17 protein-coding genes and 1 pseudogene are annotated in these 17,332 nt (G+C 67.2%); 15 read left to right on the top strand and 3 right to left on the bottom strand.

What is annotated here, in order from left to right:
- The first annotated feature begins 316 nt into the window (after window positions 1–316).
- The 8 genes and pseudogenes from AKJ09_RS51990 (at window position 317) to AKJ09_RS51960 (ending at window position 8,723) form a co-directional block, all read left to right on the top strand.
- Window positions 317–1,492 (top strand): efflux RND transporter periplasmic adaptor subunit, encoded by a 1,176-nt coding sequence (locus tag AKJ09_RS51990; protein WP_240488918.1) that lies wholly within the window; start codon window positions 317–319, stop codon window positions 1,490–1,492.
- Between the two features lie 17 nt (window positions 1,493–1,509).
- Window positions 1,510–2,250 (top strand): annotated as a pseudogene (locus AKJ09_RS56520) (ABC transporter ATP-binding protein); the annotation flags it as partial.
- A 506-nt stretch (window positions 2,251–2,756) separates the two neighbouring features.
- The gene (locus AKJ09_RS51980) at window positions 2,757–3,977 is read left to right on the top strand and encodes an ABC transporter permease (RefSeq protein WP_146655306.1); all 1,221 of its coding nucleotides are present in this window, start codon (window positions 2,757–2,759) and stop codon (window positions 3,975–3,977) included.
- A gap of 2 nt (window positions 3,978–3,979) precedes the next feature.
- Entirely contained in the window at window positions 3,980–5,233 is a 1,254-nt protein-coding gene (locus tag AKJ09_RS51975) for an ABC transporter permease (protein WP_240488917.1), read from the top strand.
- Window positions 5,234–5,330: 97 nt separating this feature from the next.
- Window positions 5,331–6,131 (top strand): hypothetical protein, encoded by an 801-nt coding sequence (locus AKJ09_RS51970; protein WP_146655305.1) that lies wholly within the window; start codon window positions 5,331–5,333, stop codon window positions 6,129–6,131.
- Window positions 6,132–6,303: 172 nt separating this feature from the next.
- On the top strand, window positions 6,304–6,480 hold the full coding sequence (locus tag AKJ09_RS54060) for a hypothetical protein (RefSeq protein WP_169928702.1): 177 nt from the start codon (window positions 6,304–6,306) through the stop codon (window positions 6,478–6,480).
- Window positions 6,477–7,004, top strand: a complete 528-nt coding sequence (locus AKJ09_RS51965) for a hypothetical protein (protein ID WP_146655304.1) — start codon at window positions 6,477–6,479, stop codon at window positions 7,002–7,004. The genes AKJ09_RS54060 and AKJ09_RS51965 overlap by 4 nt, the downstream gene beginning before the upstream one ends.
- 207 nt (window positions 7,005–7,211) lie before the next feature.
- Complete coding sequence (locus AKJ09_RS51960) at window positions 7,212–8,723, top strand: transglutaminase domain-containing protein (protein WP_146655303.1); 1,512 nt, start codon at window positions 7,212–7,214, stop codon at window positions 8,721–8,723.
- 1 nt (window position 8,724) lies between these two features.
- Here the strand turns inward: AKJ09_RS51960 and AKJ09_RS51955 are convergent, their stop codons facing one another.
- On the bottom strand, window positions 8,725–10,176 hold the full coding sequence (locus tag AKJ09_RS51955) for a porin family protein (protein ID WP_146655302.1): 1,452 nt from the start codon (window positions 10,174–10,176) through the stop codon (window positions 8,725–8,727).
- A 107-nt stretch (window positions 10,177–10,283) separates the two neighbouring features.
- Between AKJ09_RS51955 and AKJ09_RS51950 the strand changes: the two genes are divergently transcribed.
- Window positions 10,284–10,661 carry a nuclear transport factor 2 family protein gene (locus tag AKJ09_RS51950; protein WP_169928701.1) on the top strand — a complete coding sequence of 126 codons (378 nt, stop codon included), beginning with the start codon at window positions 10,284–10,286 and terminating at the stop codon, window positions 10,659–10,661.
- Between the two features lie 6 nt (window positions 10,662–10,667).
- On the opposite strand, the gene AKJ09_RS51945 is transcribed toward AKJ09_RS51950, so the two are convergent.
- Entirely contained in the window at window positions 10,668–11,309 is a 642-nt protein-coding gene (locus AKJ09_RS51945; protein WP_146655300.1) for a hypothetical protein, read from the bottom strand.
- A 19-nt stretch (window positions 11,310–11,328) separates the two neighbouring features.
- A complete protein-coding gene (locus tag AKJ09_RS51940) occupies window positions 11,329–11,721 on the bottom strand; it encodes a VOC family protein (RefSeq protein WP_146656449.1) in 393 nt (130 codons plus the stop codon).
- 109 nt (window positions 11,722–11,830) lie between these two features.
- On the opposite strand from AKJ09_RS51940, the gene AKJ09_RS51935 reads away from it, so the two are divergent.
- The 6 genes from AKJ09_RS51935 to AKJ09_RS51910 are packed head-to-tail and all read left to right on the top strand — an operon-like array spanning window position 11,831 to window position 17,328.
- Window positions 11,831–12,868, top strand: coding sequence for an L-threonylcarbamoyladenylate synthase (locus AKJ09_RS51935; protein WP_146655299.1), 1,038 nt, complete (start codon window positions 11,831–11,833; stop codon window positions 12,866–12,868).
- Between the two features lie 49 nt (window positions 12,869–12,917).
- On the top strand, window positions 12,918–13,313 hold the full coding sequence (locus AKJ09_RS51930; protein ID WP_146655298.1) for a RidA family protein: 396 nt from the start codon (window positions 12,918–12,920) through the stop codon (window positions 13,311–13,313).
- A gap of 20 nt (window positions 13,314–13,333) precedes the next feature.
- Window positions 13,334–13,852: a MarR family winged helix-turn-helix transcriptional regulator gene (locus AKJ09_RS51925; RefSeq protein ID WP_146655297.1), complete on the top strand. Its 519-nt coding sequence runs from the start codon at window positions 13,334–13,336 to the stop codon at window positions 13,850–13,852.
- Window positions 13,849–14,691, top strand: coding sequence for an enoyl-CoA hydratase family protein (locus AKJ09_RS51920; RefSeq protein WP_146655296.1), 843 nt, complete (start codon window positions 13,849–13,851; stop codon window positions 14,689–14,691). Before AKJ09_RS51925 ends, AKJ09_RS51920 begins: the two co-directional genes overlap by 4 nt.
- Complete coding sequence (locus AKJ09_RS51915) at window positions 14,688–15,875, top strand: acyl-CoA dehydrogenase family protein (protein WP_146655295.1); 1,188 nt, start codon at window positions 14,688–14,690, stop codon at window positions 15,873–15,875. The genes AKJ09_RS51920 and AKJ09_RS51915 overlap by 4 nt, the downstream gene beginning before the upstream one ends.
- A gap of 7 nt (window positions 15,876–15,882) precedes the next feature.
- On the top strand, window positions 15,883–17,328 hold the full coding sequence (locus AKJ09_RS51910; protein ID WP_146655294.1) for an oxidoreductase: 1,446 nt from the start codon (window positions 15,883–15,885) through the stop codon (window positions 17,326–17,328).
- Window positions 17,329–17,332 lie beyond the last annotated feature (4 nt).

The raw sequence follows: 17,332 nt of genomic DNA, 5'->3' as shown, positions 1-17,332 counted from the left end.
CCTCTCGTGAAGCGAGGCCGTCGGGGAAGGGGGACGATAACGTGTCCACGGTCCTTTGGACAAAGCCCTGGGCGGCGGGCTTGGGTCAGGTTCGTGGCTTTCCTCGCTTTTGCGCTCGAGCGCGGTTGAGCGCGGTTGAGCCAAAGAATGCGCGAGCCTTGGCGGAGGTTTGCGGCATCGGAAGGGAATACCTAGACTCGGGGCCGCCTTAAGGGGTCGGAGCACGCGTGACAGAGATTACGGAAGACGTGAGGCGGGCCTTGGCCGCAGAAGAGGGGGGCGACGGTGGCTTCGGCGACTCGCGCTCCTCGGGATCGTGGCCGTGGTGGTCGGAGGTGGGCTCGTCGTTCGAGCCAAGAACCGCCCGCCGCCGCCGGCGAGGTACGTCACGGCCATGCCCACCCAGGGCGACGTGGCCGAGAAGGTCCAGGCCACCGGCGCGGTGCAGCCCGTTCTCCAAGTGAACGTGGGCTCCCAGGTCAATGGCCGTGTCGCCAAAGTCCTCGTCGACTTCAACTCGGTCGTGAAGAAAGGCGATGTCCTTGCGGAGATCGACTCCACCCAGTACGGCCAGCAAGTCAGCCAGGTCTCCGCGCAGCTGTCCGCGCAGCGCGCAAACCTCGAGAGCGCGAAGGCCAATGCGGAGGCGGCGCGCATCGCATTCGAGCGCACGCAGCGTTTGAACCAGCAGAGTCTCGCCTCGAAGGGCGAGCTCGACACGGCGTCGGGCCAGTACGAAGTGGCCAAGGCGCAAGTGGCCTCCGCTCAAGCGCAGATCGGTGCGATTCAGGCGCAACTCTCCCAGCAGCAGACGAACGTCGGGTGGACGAAGATCTATTCGCCGGTCGACGGCGTCGTCGTCTCGCGCTCGATCGATCCCGGCGCCACCGTCGTCGCCAGCTTCCAGGCCCCCGTTCTCTTCGTCATCGCGCAGGACCTTCGAAGGATGCGCGTCATGGCGGACGTGGACGAGGCGGACGTCGGCAAGCTCAAGGAAGGCATGGAGGCGGAGGCCGTGGTCGACGCGTTCCCCGGTGAGTCGTTCCGCGGCAAGGTCGAGCAGGTTCGCTTCAGCCCGAACAACGTCCAGGGCGTCGTCACGTACTCGGCGGTCGTCGAGGTCGAAAACCCGGAGGAGAAGCTTCGCCCCGGTATGACCGCCACCGTCACGATCAAGACGCGCGAAGCGAAAGGCGTCGTCCGGCTCCCCAACGCGGCACTCCGCTACAAGCCCACGCCGCCTCTCGGACCGAACGGCAAGCCGGTGCCTCAACCGCCCGAAGCGCCCCTCACCAAGGGCACGGGCCGCGTCTTCGTCATGACGAGCGACAAGCCCGGTGACGAGAAGTCGGAAGCGCGCCTCGTGCAGATCGGCGTGACCGACGGCATGCAGACGGAGGTCGTCTCCGGCCTGACCATCGGCACGAAGGTCGTGACCGACGAAACGGACGACGCCGACCCGACCAAGGCCAAAAAAGGCAGGATGTTCTGACGTCCGGCGGGGTCACGATGTCATCGCCGAACGCGCTCATCACTCTCAAGCACGTCGAGAAGGACTACGAGTCCGGCGCGGGCGTGGTGCGCGCGCTGCGCGACGTCCAGCTCGAGATCAAGCAAGGCGAGTTCGTTGCCATCGTCGGCACGAGCGGCTCCGGCAAGAGCACGCTCATGAATATCCTCGGCTGCCTCGACCGCCCCACCCGCGGCGTCTACGAGCTCTCGGGGTTCGACGTCGGCGCGCGCTCGAGCGATGCGCGCGCGGTCCTGCGCAATCGCCTCATCGGCTTCATTTTCCAGGGCTTCAATCTCCTGCCGCGCACCACGGCGCTCGAGAACGTGGAGCTGCCGCTGGTCTACCGAGGGGTCTCGGCCGGGCAGCGTCGCAAGATGGCCATGGAGGCGCTCTCGGCCGTCGGTCTCGGCGGGCGCGTGCATCATACACCGAATCAGCTCTCCGGCGGTCAGCAGCAGCGCGTGGCCATCGCGCGCGCGCTCGTCACCGGGCCGCCCATGCTCCTCGCCGACGAGCCCACTGGAAACCTCGATACGCGCACGAGCCTCGAGGTGCTTGCTCTCTTGCAGCGCCTCAATCGCGAACGTGGGATCACCATCGTCCTCGTCACGCACGAGCACGACATCGCGTCGTGTGCCTCGCGCGTCGTGACGTTCCGTGACGGGCGCGTCGTGAGCGATGCCGTCGCCGAGGTTCCCATCAACGCGGCGGCCGAGCTCGAAAAGCTTCCTCCGGCGGAGACGTCGACCCTCGGCCACGATGACGAAGCCGACGATCCGGTCGTGGCGGCACGCCGGCGCATGGGCGGTCCCGTTCCGGCCATGGCCTATGTGTCGATGGCGATCGCGGGCGTGCTCGGCGCGATCCTCGGCTCGATCTACACGAGCAAGATTCTCACCATTCCCACGCCCATCCCGCCCGTCGCGTTCGCCTTCTTCTTCGAAGCGATCGCGGCGGCCTGGTACGCGGGCAAGAAGCTCGGTCGTCCGTTCACGATCGACCAGCGCGCGCGTCTGTCGCTCTTCTACACGCTCGGCGTCGCCGGCGTCTTCGCGCCCCTCCTCGCGCTCGGCGTGTTGCCCGGCAGCAAGGGGCTGCTCGATCGCCTCGCCGAGCTCTCTCCGCGTGGCGTCGTGGGAGCTCTCTTCGTCGTCGCGCTGGGCCTGGCCACCATGGCGCTCGCGCGGTTCCTCGTGATTGCGCTCGTCACTCCGCTCGTGTCGCCGCGGTCGCGGAGCACGGCGTGAACCTGTTTCTCGGCGCCGTCCGCCTCGCGCTGTCGGCGATTGCGCGCAACAAACTGCGTGCGGCGCTGACCGTGCTCGGCATCCTCATCGGCGTGACCGCGGTGGTCATGGTCACCGCGCTCGCGGGAGGTGCTTCGGCCAGCGTCGGCAGTCAAATCGACAACTTCGGATCGAACCTGCTCTTCATCAACCCCGAGAGCGTCCAGCAGTCGGGCGCACGCGGGAAGGTGACCGGCCGCCTGACCGAGGCCGACGGCAGGGCCATCATGCGCGAAGCGGTGAGCGTAGCGCAGGTCGCGCCCTGGCTCTCGACGATGGGCCAGGTGGTCTACGGCGACAAGAACGCGGCCACCACGCTCGCCGGCACCACCACGAGCTACTTCCCGATTCGCCGCTTTCGCGTGGGCAAGGGCGAGCTGTGGACCGAGTCGGACGAGACGCTGAAGACGAAAGTGTGCGTCATCGGCGAGACCGTCGCGGAGAAGCTCTTCGGCACCGCGGATCCGGTCGGACGTACGATCCGCATCGGTCGCGCACCGTTCCGCGTCATCGGCGTGCTCGAGCCCAAGGGCAATTCGCCCTTCGGCGACGACCAAGACGATCGCGTGCTCATGCCGATCGGAAGTTTCCGCGCGCGCGTGATGCCCACCTCGCCCGGCCGTGCCGACATGCTCATGGCGAGCGCCACGTCCGAGCAGACCACGGTTCGCGCACAAGCCCAGATCACGGCGCTTCTCCGCCAGCGTCATCGCATCGGTCCCGGCAAAGACCCCGACTTCAACGTCAACACGCAGGCCGAGTTTCGGAAGGCGCAAGAAGCCATCTCGGGCGTGCTCTCCGCGCTCCTTTTGGCCGTGGCCGGCGTGAGCCTCGTGGTCGGTGGCATCGGCGTGATGAACATCATGCTCGTCAGCGTCGCCGAGCGAACGCGCGAGATCGGCATCCGCCTCTCGATTGGTGCGCGCGAGCGTGACATCCTCGTGCAGTTCCTCATCGAGGCCATCGTGCTCAGCATGGTGGGCGGCCTCCTTGGCATCCTTCTCGGTTCGGCGGCCACCGTCGCTCTCGGTCGTGCCCTCGGTTGGGACACGGTTCCGAGCGCGCAGGCGATCGGCGTCGCCACCGCGACGAGCGCGTTCATCGGCGTCGTCTTCGGCTTCCTGCCCGCACGGCGTGCGGCCTCGCTCGACCCGATCGAAGCGTTGAGGACGGAGTAGCCGTGCTGCAGAAGTTCCTTCCGCGCGAGTTCCTCGACATCGCTGTCGGCGTTCGTCTGGCGATGCGCGCCATCAGCCGCAGCATCCTCCGCGCGTCGCTCACCATCCTCGGCATCCTCATCGGCGTGTCGGCGGTCGTCACCGTCACGGCCATCGGCGCGGGCGCGCGCGACCAGGTCACGCAGCAGATCTCGAACATCGGCTCGAACGTGATCATGATCGCGCCGCAGAGCGCGGCCGCGTCGGGGGCCAAGGGCGCGCTCGGCTCGGGCACGCGCCTCACCGAAGAAGACGGCAAGGCCATCGTGCGCGAGGCCGTCAGCGTGAGCGCGGTCGCTCCTGCGCTCCGTGCCAAGGCCCAGATCGTCGCCGGCGAGAAGAACTGGTCGACGCAGATCATCGGCTCCAATCGCTCCTTCTTCACGGTGCGCAGCTGGCCGGTCGTGCACGGCGCGGAGTGGGACGAGCACGACGAAGCCACCAAGTCCAAGGTCTGCGTTCTCGGCTCCACGGTCGCGACGAAGCTCTTCGGCGACGCCGATCCGGTCGGTCGCACCGTTCGCATCGGTCGCCACGTTTACCGTGTGCTCGGCGTCCTCGAGTCGAAGGGCGAAGCGCAGTTCGGCGGCGACCAAGACGACATGGTCTTGATGCCGATCAGCTCGATGCGCGGTCGCGTCATCCGCACGGCTCCGGGGTTCGCGGGCGTTCTTCTCGTCTCGGCCAAGAGCGCGGACACCACGCAGCGCGCCGTCGGTCAGATCTCGTCGATCCTTCGCCAGCGCCATCGCATCGCGGAGGACCGCGAGCCGGACTTCTGGATCCGCACCCAGCAAGAGTTCCAGCAGATGCAGCAGGCCATCTACGGCGGCCTCACGGCGCTCCTCGTGTGCATCGCCGCAGTGAGCTTGGTCGTCGGCGGCATCGGCGTCATGAACATCATGCTCGTGAGCGTGACCGAGCGAACGCGCGAGATCGGCATCCGCATGGCCATCGGCGCGCGCGCCGGCGACGTGATGATCCAGTTCCTCGTCGAAGCGGTGTTCCTTGCTCTCATCGGCGGCGTGCTGGGTGCGCTCGTCGGCATCGGCGCCATCCAGCTTCTGTCGGGAACGCTCGGCTGGCCGATGAAGCTCGACCCGGTCGCGCTCGGCATTGCCGTCGCCACGAGCGCACTCACCGGCGTGGCATTCGGCTTCTTCCCGGCACGCCGAGCGGCGCGTCTCGACCCGATCTTCGCGCTGCGCCACGAGTAGCGCGAAGACGCGTTCGCGTCGGCTCGCATGAGCTGGATCTCGGCCGAAAACGCCCCGTGGAATGGCCTCTTGGCCCCCGGGCGTTTTCTTGTCGAACATGCGAATTGCCCTCGCTCTGGTTCCACTGCTCCTCCTCGCTTGTGACCACAAGGCCTCGTCGTCGGACCTCACGACGACGCGCGCGAGCATCGTCGCGGCGCCCGTCGTCGCCGAATCCGAGGCGGCCGTGGCGACCGATCTCGGCGAGCTCGATCCGAGCGTGGACGAAGAGGAGATTCCCCCCCACGGACCCTCGCTGACGATCGAGTCGGCCGAGGCGTTCGGCGGCGCGTTCCACCTGACCGGTGTGACGGACGATGCGAAGGTCCCCGCCACGTTGCACATGCGTCGCGAGCTCGGGTGTGCGAGCGATGCGCGTCTCGAAACGACGACCACCGGCGTGGCGTTCACAACGAAGCTCTCCGCCGACGCGCTCGCCGAGGCGTTCTCGTGTGCCATCTCTGCCGAGGTCGGCGACGTCACGAACCTGTTCACGCTCTATCCCGACGGGACGATCGAATCGCGCGTACCCGACGACGTTTCGTTCCAGCCCCTCTTCTCGCTCGTGCTCGGTGACGAGTCGGTTTCGCACGACGACGCCATCGGGTTTCGAGTCGGGTCGGAGGAGCGCCCGGTCGAAGCGCGCGTCACCGTCGCGGGCGAGTCGTTTGCCGGCGCGGTCGCGGCCGAGGCGGATGCGTCGTGGTCATCGTCGTTCGAAGTCCCCGCACGTGCCTTCGCGAAGGCGGTCGTCGCCGGCGAGCATGCCGAGGTCGACCTTCGGCTTGCCGACGGCACACATCGTTCGTTCGACCTCGCTCCGCACGCGACGCTCGAGTGGCTCTCCGACGCCGAGTAAGCGCACGACGACGTCAAGCGAGCCGCACGCGATGCACGTTCGGCTCGGCGGTAGGGATCGCTTGTCCGCTTTCTGTGATCCGTGTTCGTCGCGATTGCGGCGATTCGTCCGGCACTCGACGTGCAGCACGCGCCGCATTCCCGCGCTCTCACGATGTGTTAAGTCCTCGGCCATGAGGAGTCGTCGCGGTTCCGGCGTTCTGCTCGTCGTTCTCGTCTCGGGGATGTTCGTCGCGGGCGCGGTGGGCTGCGGACCGAGGCCTGCGCCGTTTCCGGGAAGAGCTGCGAAGGCGAGTGGGATGTCCGCGAGCGCGCACCCGGTGTCGACGTCGCGCGAGGGGGAGAGATGAGAGACATCGTTCGTCAGAGCTTCATCGCGTTCTCGAGACCGCTCGAAGGGCCCGAGGCCTTCGCTGATCTCGTGGCTCCCGCGCTCTCCCCCGAGCATCTCGAACGACTCGTTCTCGCGAAGCTCGACGACCTCGAAATCCTGCTCGCGGAACGGTTCGGCAACTGGGCGAGCTGGCCTGCGGATGCTCAGCTCGCGATGCTGTCGCTTACCTGGGTCGCGGGGGATGGCTTCGGCAGTCCGCGATTCGAACTCGCCTGCCGTTCACTCGCTTTCGATGCCGTGGCGAACGAGTGTCGAATCCCGGACGACCGCGTGTCGATCGAGCGGCGCAATGCGGCCAACCGCACGCTCTTCCGGAATGCCGGTCACGTCGTACGTGCGCGGCTCGATCCCTCGGTACTCTACTACCCGCGTGACATGCGTGCCCTTTCGGACCGCGCCATCACCGAGCCTGAGTTTCCGGCGCAAAAGGTTCCGTCGTCCTCCGCCGTGAAGGTCGCCCCTCCGCTCGACGACGAGTAGGCGCGCGTCCGTACGACGGCATGCGGGGCGTGCCGAGTTCGCCCATGCCGCAACGCAACATCGGTCATTTCTCGCGAAATGACGGTTCGTTGAACGACACTCGCGTCGGGCGTGGCGCGCGCGTCGGGGAGGGGGCTGCGCGGATCATGACGCGGTGCGTTCGTGTCCTCCGTAGCACAGCGACGAAGTCGTCCTTACGCTCCCTACGTGCCGCGTAGAGACCGTGCTTCGAGCTCGCTTGGCCTCGGGCTGTTCGGACTCGTGTTCAAAGCCGTCGCCATCGTCCTGATGATCGGGGCGCCGCTGCTCGGCGTCTGGGTGGCGTCGTCACTTGCCGCGTTCGCGAATCGCGCAACGTGGTTGCCGCTCGTCGCAGGACTTCTCCTCTTCCCCGTCCTGCCGCTCGCGTGGGACGGAATCGGCACTCTCCGCGCCCGGAAGAGCACGAAGAAGCGGTTCCTGACATTCGGCGATCGCATCGTCCTGCGGACGCTTGCGCTGAATGTGGTCTTTCTCGTCGGCCTGCTCGCCCTCTATCCGACGCGCGCTTTCGTGGCGATTTCGGCGCGCGGTGACTGGATGCTCGATGGTCACCATTCGTCCCTCGCCGAACGCACAAGGCGGGCGCTGATGACCTCCGCGAACGCGCTCGCGTGGCTCTACGAGGCGGCTCACGAAAACCCTTATCGCAAGAAGGCCGAAGGCGACCAGCATCACCCCACGCCCCAGCCCGTGCCCACGTCGAGTGCCACGGTTGTTCCGACGTCGAGCGCCGTGCCCACCTCGTCCGCGCCCGTTCTGCCTCCCTCGGACACCACGCAGCCCGCGCACGAGAAGGCGCCCGCCGCACGGACGTATCCGGTGCCGGCCACGCTGCATCCGGTGGTCGTCTCGATGCCTGCGGAGGCCGAGGCGAGCATCGAGAGCGTCGGCCGTTACATCGCCGAGCACGAACCCGATCCGTGGCTCCGCGTGAAGGCGCTGCACGATTACGTCGCGGACCGGATCGGGTACGACGCGGCCAGCTACTTCGCGCATCGCATTCCCCCCGAAGACGGCGACGCGGAGGCCGTCTTTCGCTCCCACAAAGCCGTGTGCGCGGGCTATGCCGCGCTTCTCGAGATGCTCGGCAAGGTGACCGGCGACGAGATCGTCTACGTGGTCGGAGACGCGCGGTCGCAACTTTCGCCGATGGAGGCCGAAGGGCACGCGTGGAACGCCGTCCATATCTCCGGCCAGTGGTATCTCCTCGATGCCACTTGGGACGCGGGCTCGACGACGCGGGCGGGATTCACCAAAAAGTATACGACCGAGTGGCTCTTCACGCCGGCATCTCAGTTCGCGATTACCCATTTCCCCGATCAAGCGAAATGGCAATTGCTCGAACATTCGATCGATCGTGCCGAATTCTTCCGGCGGCCGGTGCTCGCGCCTACCTTCTTCGCCTACGGCCTCGAGCTCGTGAATCCAGACCGATCGCAAGTTGCCGTGCCCAGCGCGCTCGATCTCGCGCTCCGCAATCCGAGCAGTACCTGGCTGATGGTCGACTTCCAGCCGAAGAGCGGCGGTTCGCGCACGGACTGCAACGGTGACGGCCATACGTCATTCCGTTGCGAGTTTCCTGGCCCGGGCAGTTACGACGTGCGCCTCTTTGCCAATCGGCAGCGTTACGGCACGTTCGAATACGCCGGCTCCGTCGAAGTGAACGCGCAGCCCTGATTCAGAGCCACCCGCCGACCGTGAACGAGGCCCCGACGCTGGTCCCAGGGTTCTCGGGACCGAAGTCGTAGGCGGCGACGATGTCGTGGCTCACCTGGGGCCCGAAGCCGACGAAGGCGTGCGACGCGAAATGGAAAAGGAGCGGGGCGTACAAGCTGACGGTGACGAGGGACCTGGAGGTCTTGTTGCGCGTCCCATCGCTTTTTCCGTCGAAGTCCTCCTGTCCAATGGTGATCGTTCCGCGCGTGTAGAACGAGAACCAGGGAGAGAGCGGGAGGTCAGCGACGACACGCGGACCGAGCGCGAACCACCGGTAGTCGAGCGTCTCGACGCGACTCGACGCCGTCACGCTCTTCGTCGAGCTCGTCGAAAAGCCACCCGTCAGGCCAATGGCGAAATGAGGAATCACGAAGTAGTCGAAGCCCGGAGAGAGGGAGAATCCGCTCGCACGTGACGGTGTACCGACCCAATCCGTGAACCACCCGGAGCTCCCAAAGCTCGCGGTGAAGACGAGCTGCTTCGGCAGGCCAAAGCGGGGGCGCGGCCGGACCTCTTCGATCGCCACGGCTTGCGAGGTCCCGCCCCACCATGCCCCTACCTCGAGGCGGCCGCCGACCGTCGTACGCTGCCCGCCGATTTCGGGGCCACCCTGCGCATTCGCGAATTCCGTGAATATCCAAGGTCCGACGCCCAAGAAGAAATGCGGAGTCGGATGGATGAGAAGCGGCGCAAATGCCGAAAGAAACGGTCCGGTCTTTGTCGTCGACGGAATCCCGAGAGGACTGATCGGCTCCGCGCCGTCCTGTCGTGCTTTCACGACGACGTCGCGGCGATACGTCGATTCGATTCCGAGCGTCACGCGCGGATACCACGATAGGTATCTGCCGAGCGGCAGCTGGAAGCCGATACGAGGGCCGCCGGCGTTCGTCGCTGTGCGCGTGCGCAGCAGATTCCCGCCGGAGTCGTAGCCCTTTTGTTCGTCGTAATTGAATGCGAACTCGAGTCCGACGGAGAAATGGTCGACGAGGAAGTAGTCGAGCCCAGGGGCGACCGTGACGTGGAACGAAGACGCGTCGCTTCCCCCGTAAGAGGTAGCGTTGATTGCGAGGTCGCTCTGGGCCGTCACGACGAACTCGCCCTGCGAGCCGAACGGCGCTGGCGGTGCTTCGAGGATGACGGTGGGGCGCTCTTCCTCCGGCGCCGCCGTCGGAGCGTTGGGCGGGACGCTTGGCTCGAGGGGTTCTTCGCTCCCGAAGTCCGGAGCGACAGGACCGCTACGCTCGCCAGATCGAGTCGGCGGTCGAGGCGGAGCCGGAGCGGGGGGCGTGCTCGGCGATTCGCCGGGCATTACGAAGGGAGTCCAATCGGTTCCCTGGGCGTTCGCGTTCGCAGCATCGAGGCCAACGAAGCCGACGAGGGGCACGACGAAGCGGAGGACACGGGACGCGCGCATTGGAGGGCGCCCTCGTGCGTGGACTGCTTCGCGGCGTCAATACCCCCCAAGGGGGATCGCGTGTGGAGCGATGGCGCGAAGTGCCGTCGTCGTGCGATGGTTTCGTCATGACCCGCGCCGCGATCAAGCACGCCGAAGACCGCCTTCGCGAAGCCGTTCTTTTGGGCTCGAAGAACGACACCTCCGCACTGGAGGGGATGTTCCACGAGCGGCTGCTCTGCACGCTGCCCGATGGGCGCATTCTTCGGGCCGACGACGTGCTCGACGAGTATCGAACGGGCCGTCACCGCGTGACACATTGCGAGCCGCGCGAGCTGGTCATCGAGCTCCACGAGCACACGGCCATCGCGAACGTTCGCGTGAATCTTCGCGGCGAATCCGGCGGGCAGCCCTTCTCGGGCACATACCGGCATACGCGTACGTACGTACGTGAGGGCGGCGAGTGGCTCATCGCGGCCGACCACGCCACCGAACTTCGGGACTGACGGGGCTCAGTCGCTCCAGACCTGTGCGACGTACGAGCCCTTGCCGGCGCCGGCCGCGAGCAGCAGGGAGACCTCGTCGGCGGTGTCGAAGCAGACCGAGCCGCCTTCCGGGAGCGCAAAGCTCGGTGATTCGGCGACCACGTCGCCGTTCGAATCGCGCATGACGAGGACGGCGTCTTTGACGTTCGCGTCCGTTGCAAAGTACACGCGGTAGCACTTGCCGGCCTGGACGCGGAGCTTCTGCTCCTGCGAAGGATCCTTGTCGGCCTGCTGGCCGCGAATCGGAGAACCGAGCGGTCGCATCTTCGACGCCGTCGCGCACCCTTCGCCGGCGCGCTTGACGAGCTCGGCGGGATCCTTGGTGCTCGCCTTGGCACCTGCCCCGCATGCATAGAGCTGGGGATCCTGCTTGACCTTGCCCTTCTTCGAGCCGGCGACGCCGGGCGGGGGCATCGCTGCCATGGGCGGCAGTCCGCTCGGCGGCGGCGTCACCGTGACAACGGCGCTTGGTTTCGGCGGCCCGGCATCGGCGCTGGCGGACGCGGCGGCCGGCGTGGCTGCCGTTTTGGACCCGCCACCGCAGGCAACGAGCGCGATGGCGGGACCGAGGGCAGCGATTCCGGTGAAGACCAAACGTGCGGCGTGCATCGCGCCGATGCTAGCGCCCTCAGCCGGCGGAGTGGTGAACCGCTTCGAGGTTGTGGCCGTCGGGATCGAGGACGAACGCGCCGTAGTAGCCGGGGTGGTACATCTCGCGGAGGCCCGGTGCGCCGTGGTCCGTCGCGCCTGCTTCGAGCGCCGCCTTGTAGAACGCGTCCACGTCGGCTCGGCTGAGCGCGATGAGCGCGATGTGCATGGGCGTGATGATGCGGAGCTGCTCGACCGTCTGGAACGTGGTCTTGCCGCCGCCGATCCAGAGCTCGGGCTTGTCGCCACGGCCGTAACCGCCCACGGTGCCGAATTCGGCGACCAGCTTGATGCCGAGAGGGGCGAGGGTACGGTCGTAGAAGGCCTTCGAACGTTGGTAGTCGCGGACGTTCACGGTGACGTGATCGATGATCCCCATGGCGGAGCCCTCCAGAGCTCGACCATCGGTAACCCGCGTGAATCGGGGCTGCAACGGCCGGCGCGTCTTGGGTCGCGCGGGCAAGTGCTCTAGAAGGTCATCCATGCCGCGCGTCTTGGCCGTCGATCCCCAGAACCCCGAACCCTCGGTCATTGCCGAGGCGGCGCGCGTCTTCGAACGAGGAGGCCTGGTCGCGTTCCCGACCGAGACGGTCTACGGCCTCGGCGCACGTGGCCTGCACGCCGCAGAGGTGCTTCGGATCTTCTCCGCCAAGGGGAGACCGACCGGGCACCCGCTCATCCTCCATGCCGACGGCGATGCGATGGCCTCGACCCTTGCCTCGACGTGGTCGAGTGAAGCGTCGTCTCTCGCGCACGCCTTCTGGCCTGGGCCGCTCACGCTCGTCGTTCCGCGAGCCGCGCACGTCCCGCTGGAAGTCACGGGCGGCCTCGACTCCGTGGGCATTCGCTGTCCGAGTCATCCCGTCGCGCGCGCGCTCGTCACGGCGGTCGGCGAGCCGCTCGCGGCGCCGAGTGCGAATGCGCACATGCACGTGTCGCCCACGAGCGCCGAGCACGTCGTTCGATCGCTCGGCGATCGTGTCGATCTCGTGCTCGACGGCGGCTCCACGGACTTCGGCATCGAATCGACGGTCGTCGACCTGGCCGGATGGACGCCGCGCGTTCTTCGTCCGGGAGCGGTCTCGCTCGAGCGGTTGCGCGCGCTCGTGCCCTCGATCGTCTATCAGGACCTCACCGTCACGGACGACGTCGCGCGGGCTTCGCCGGGCCTCGCTTCGAAGCATTACGCTCCGCGCGCCAAGGTGCGCCTGGCCCTCGATGCGAGCGAGGTAACCTCCGCCGTTCGAGACGCCAGCGCCGGTGGCCCCGTGTGCGCCATCGTGTGGAGCGACGAGACACGCTCGGCGCTCGAGCACGCCGCAACGCACGAAAAACTAGCGGTGATCGTGATGCTCTTGCCCGCCGATGCGGACGGCTATGCGCGCGGCCTCTTCGCGGCGCTGCACGCGGTCGAGGCCTCCGGCGCTGCGTCCGTCGTGATCGAACGGGTGCCCGATTCGCCCGAGTGGTGGGCCGTTGCGGATCGCCTCCGGAGGGCCGCTCACGAGGGCGGGGGCTGATCCTTTACATCTCAAGCAATCGGGCCTACGAAGATCGCCCGGAGGCCCCATGGCACACAAGGTCGTTACCCCGTCGCACTTTCCGAAGCCGCGTGGTTACTCGAATGGCGTGATGGGCCAGGGGAACTACCTCTACATCGCGGGCCAGATCGGTTGGGACAAGGACGCACGCATCGTCAGCCCCGACTTCGCGACGCAGTTCCTCCAGGCGCTCGACAACGTCATTGCCGTCGTTCGCGAGGCAGGCGGCGCCACCGAGCACATCGTGAAGCTGCTCATCTTCGTGACCGACCTCGACGCTTACCGCGCGGCGACCGTCGCGATCGGCGAGGGCTGGCGTGGGCGCTTCGGCAAGTATTACCCGGCCATGAGCCTCGTGAAGGTGGCGGGTCTGCTCGAGCCGGGCGCGCTCGTCGAGATCGAGGGCGTCGCGATCCTTCCTTGATTGGCCGGGGCCGACGTTCGATGGCCGCCACGGAACGGGTCGAAGCTCGAAGCACCAAGCGCGCTTCGACCCAGAAGGACTCCGTTGCCGAGTCCGTCAGCATCTGGTTCCGGCTTCTGTCGTGCCACACGCTGATGATGGCGGAGCTGCGCCGCGAGCTCGAAAACCCACGCGGCAAGACCAGCGCACTCGCCAAGGTGACGCTGCCGCGTTTCGATCTCCTAGCGGCGCTCGACCATGAAGACGGTCAAACGCTCGCCGCCCTGAGTCGCGCGCTCCTCGTGACGGCGGGCAACGTGACCGGGCTCGTCGATCGCGCCGAGCGCGACGGCCTCGTCGAACGTCGTCCCGATCCGAGCGATCGCCGCGTTGGGCACGTGTGGCTGACCACGCGAGGGCGTTCGCTGGTCCGCAAGCTTCTCCCGCTGCACGCCGGTCAGATCCACGAGCTGCTCGGCCATCTTCCGATTCGCGAGCGTCGCGCGCTTCGTCGTGCGCTCGGCGCGCTCCGTGACCACCTCCCGAGGACAAGAGCATGATCTCTCCGAAGACATTTCGCTACGAGCTCTCGCGCAGTGGTGTGGCGACCATCACCCTCACGCGTCCGGACACGCTCAACTCGCTGACGTTCGAGGTCTACCAGGAGCTGACGGACACATTCGCCGCGCTCGACAGGCAAGACGCCGTGCGCGCGGTGATGATCACCGGCGAGGGCAAGGCGTTCTGCTCGGGTGGCGACGTCAACTCCATCATCGGTGAGCTGTTTGCGCGCGACATGCAGGGCCTCCTGGCCTTCACGCGCGTGACCGGAGCGCTCATTCGCAACATTCGCGCGCTGCGCAAGCCGGTGGTCGCTGCCGTGAACGGAACGGCCGTCGGCGCCGGTGCAGTCATCGCGCTGGCGAGTGACTTCCGCATCGCCAGCACGTCGGCGAAGTTCGGCTTCATCTTCCCGCGTGTCGGCCTCTGCGGCGCGGACATGGGCGCGGCGTACTTGCTCCCTCGCGTCGTCGGTCTCGCACGCGCAAACGAGCTGCTTTTCCTCGGAGACGTCGTCAACGCCGAGCGCGCGCTCGCCATCGGGCTCGTCAGCAAGGTCGTGGCCGACGACGCGTGCGTCGCCGAATCGCTCGCCCTCGCCGAACGCCTCGCCTCGGGCCCCGCGTTCGCGCACGCCATGACCAAGCAGATGCTCGAGAGCGAGTACGCGATGACGCTCGATCAGGCGATCGAGGCCGAGGCGCAGGCCCAGGCCATCTGCATGCAGCACCCGGACTTCCGCACGGCGTACGAAGCGTGGAAGAACAAGCAGCCCATCGTCTTCCAGGGCGCGAGCGGTCCGTTCCAGGATGGCCGCGCGCCGAAGGGGGCCGCATGAGCTCGTACAAGACGCGCGCGTCGTGGTCGGCCCTGCCGATGTTCTTCGAGGAGCCGCACCGCGCCCTCGGAGCGCAAGTGGATCGCTCCGTCACCGACGACGATGTCGCGCTCCACGATGCTCCTCGCGTGATTCCGCGCCTCGCCGAGCTCGGGCTCTTGAAGCTCCTCGTTCCGCAGAGCCACGGCGGCGGAGCGTGGGGCCACGGGGGCAAGGGCGTCGACGTTCGCGCGCTCTCGGTCACGCGGGAAGCACTCGCCTATGCGTCGCCCATGGCCGACTCGATCTTCGCCGTCCAAGGCCTCGGCTCGCATCCCATTCTGCTCGCAGGCGAAGCCGAGAAGCGCGCCAAGGTGCTGGCCGAGGTCGTGAACGGGCAGCGCGTCTGCGCGTTCGCGCTGACCGAGCCGGAGGCCGGCAGCGACGTCGCTTCGATGCGCACGGTCGCGCGTCGCGAAGGCGACGACTGGGTGCTCGACGGCGAGAAGGTCTTCATCTCGAACGTCGGCATCGCCGACCACTACGTGATCTTCGCCAACGCCGACCCCGAGAAGGGCAAGAAGGGCATCAGCGCCTTCTTGGTGGAGACGAGCACGCAAGGTCTGGTCACCGAACCGATTGCGATGAGCGTCGAACACCCGCTCGGACGCATCAGCCTGAAGGGCTGCAAGGTTCCGGGCTCGGCGCTGCTCGGCGAAGTGGGGCACGGGCTCCGCCTCGCGCTCGGCACGCTCGACGTGTTCCGCACCTCGGTCGGTGCGGCTGCCGTCGGCATGGCGCGCCGTGCACTCGACGAAGCCATCGCCCGCACCACCACGCGCGTGCAGTTCGGCAAACCGCTCTCCGACTTCCAGCTCACGCAGGCCGCGCTCGCGGAGATGGCCACCGAGCTCGATGCCGCGCGCCTCCTCGTGTTCCGCGCCGCGTGGGAGAAAGATCAGCCCGCCGATGAGGCATCGCGCAAGAACAGCGCGACGAGCGTGGCCATGGCGAAGATGTTCGCCACCGAGGCCGCGCAGCGCATCATCGACCGCGCCGTCCAGCTCTTCGGTGGCCTCGGTGTCACCGACCGCTGCGTCGTCGACCGGCTCTATCGAGAGATCCGTCCGCTCCGCATCTACGAAGGCACCACCGAGATCCAGAAGCTCATCATCGGTGGCGCGCTCGTCGCTCCCGTGAAGTGATCCTGCCATGACCTCGCCGCTGTTCCAGCCGTTCCGCATCCGCAGCATGGAGTTGCCGAACCGGCTCGTCTTGCCGGCGATGGTCACGCGTCTTTCGGGCATCGACGGCCTCGTCAACGACGACATCCGGGCGCGCTACGTTCGCTTTGCGAAAGGCGGGGTTGGGCTCACGGTCGTCGAGGCGATGGCCGTCCACTCCGCCAAGAGCGGTCCGCTCCTCCGCATCTCGTCGGACGAGTTCGTGCCTGGTTTGAAAGACCTCGCGGCGCGCGTCCACGACGCCGGCCCAGGCAAGGTCGTTCCGCAGATCATCCACTTTCTCAAGGTGGCTCGCTCGGGCTTCCGCCAGACGGTGGACATGCTCTCGCGCGAGGAGATCGACGCGATCGTCGATGCCTACGTTGCGGCCGCGCGTCGTGCGCGCGCGTGTGGGTTCGACGGCGTCGAGCTCCACATGGCTCACGCCTACACGCTCTCGTCGTTTCTCTCGCGGTTGAACCCGCGCAAAGACGAATACGGCGGTTCGCTCGCCAATCGCTTGCGACTGCCGCTGCGCGTGATGCGTGCGGTGCGCAGCGCAGTGGGGGACGACTTCGCCGTGGGCGTGCGCTTCCTCGGCGAGGAGTGCATTCGCAACGGCTACACGGTGCTCGACGCAGGGCCGATTGCCATCGAGCTCGCCCGCGCCGGCGCGGACTACATTTCGCTTTCGGCGGGCGGAAAGTTCGAAGACGCGCGCCACATCGAGGGCGAGCCGCCGTATCCGTATACGGGCTATTCGGGTGATCGCTGCATGCCGGGCAGCGCCTACCCCGACGGCACGAATCTCTACATCCCCGAGGCCGTCCGCGCAGCCGTTCGCGGCGCCGGGCTCGACACGCCCATCGTGGCCGTCGGCAAGATCGCCACGAAAGATCTCGCCGAGAAGATCGTCGCCCGCGAGCAAGGCGATCTCGTGGGCATGGCCCGCGCGCTGCTCGCCGATCCCGATCTGCCGAACAAGTGGCGGCTCGATCGCGAAGACCGCGTCGTTCGCTGTCTCTACGGCAACGTGTGCAAGGCGCTCGACGAGAACTTCCGGCGTGTCGACTGCACGCTCTGGCCGAAGAAGTCCGGGCAAGCGCCGTCGAGCGACGACGACGTCCCGCCCGACTGGCCTGTCAGCGGCGCGGGACTCACGGCCGAGGTCAAGGAAGGGCGCGTCCTGCTCCGCTGGCAAAGTGCGACGGACAACGAAGCGATGTACGGCTACCAGGTCTTCCGAGCCGAGGCCGGCGAAGGCTCGCTTCTCCTGCATCACGCGAGCGTGCGCGCGGTGTCGAGTCGCTACGAGGACGCGCGCGTCGTCGCCGGTGGCCGCTACCGCTACGCCGTTCGTCCCTACGATCTGGCTGGGAATCGCGGAGTCATGAGCGGCTCGATCGAGGTCGCCGTTCCCGACGTCACGATGTGATCGC

Origin of the sequence: Labilithrix luteola, assembly GCF_001263205.1 — a bacterium.
GTDB lineage: Bacteria > Myxococcota_A > Polyangia > Polyangiales > Polyangiaceae > Labilithrix > Labilithrix luteola.
This window is presented reverse-complemented; position numbering and strand designations above follow the sequence as displayed.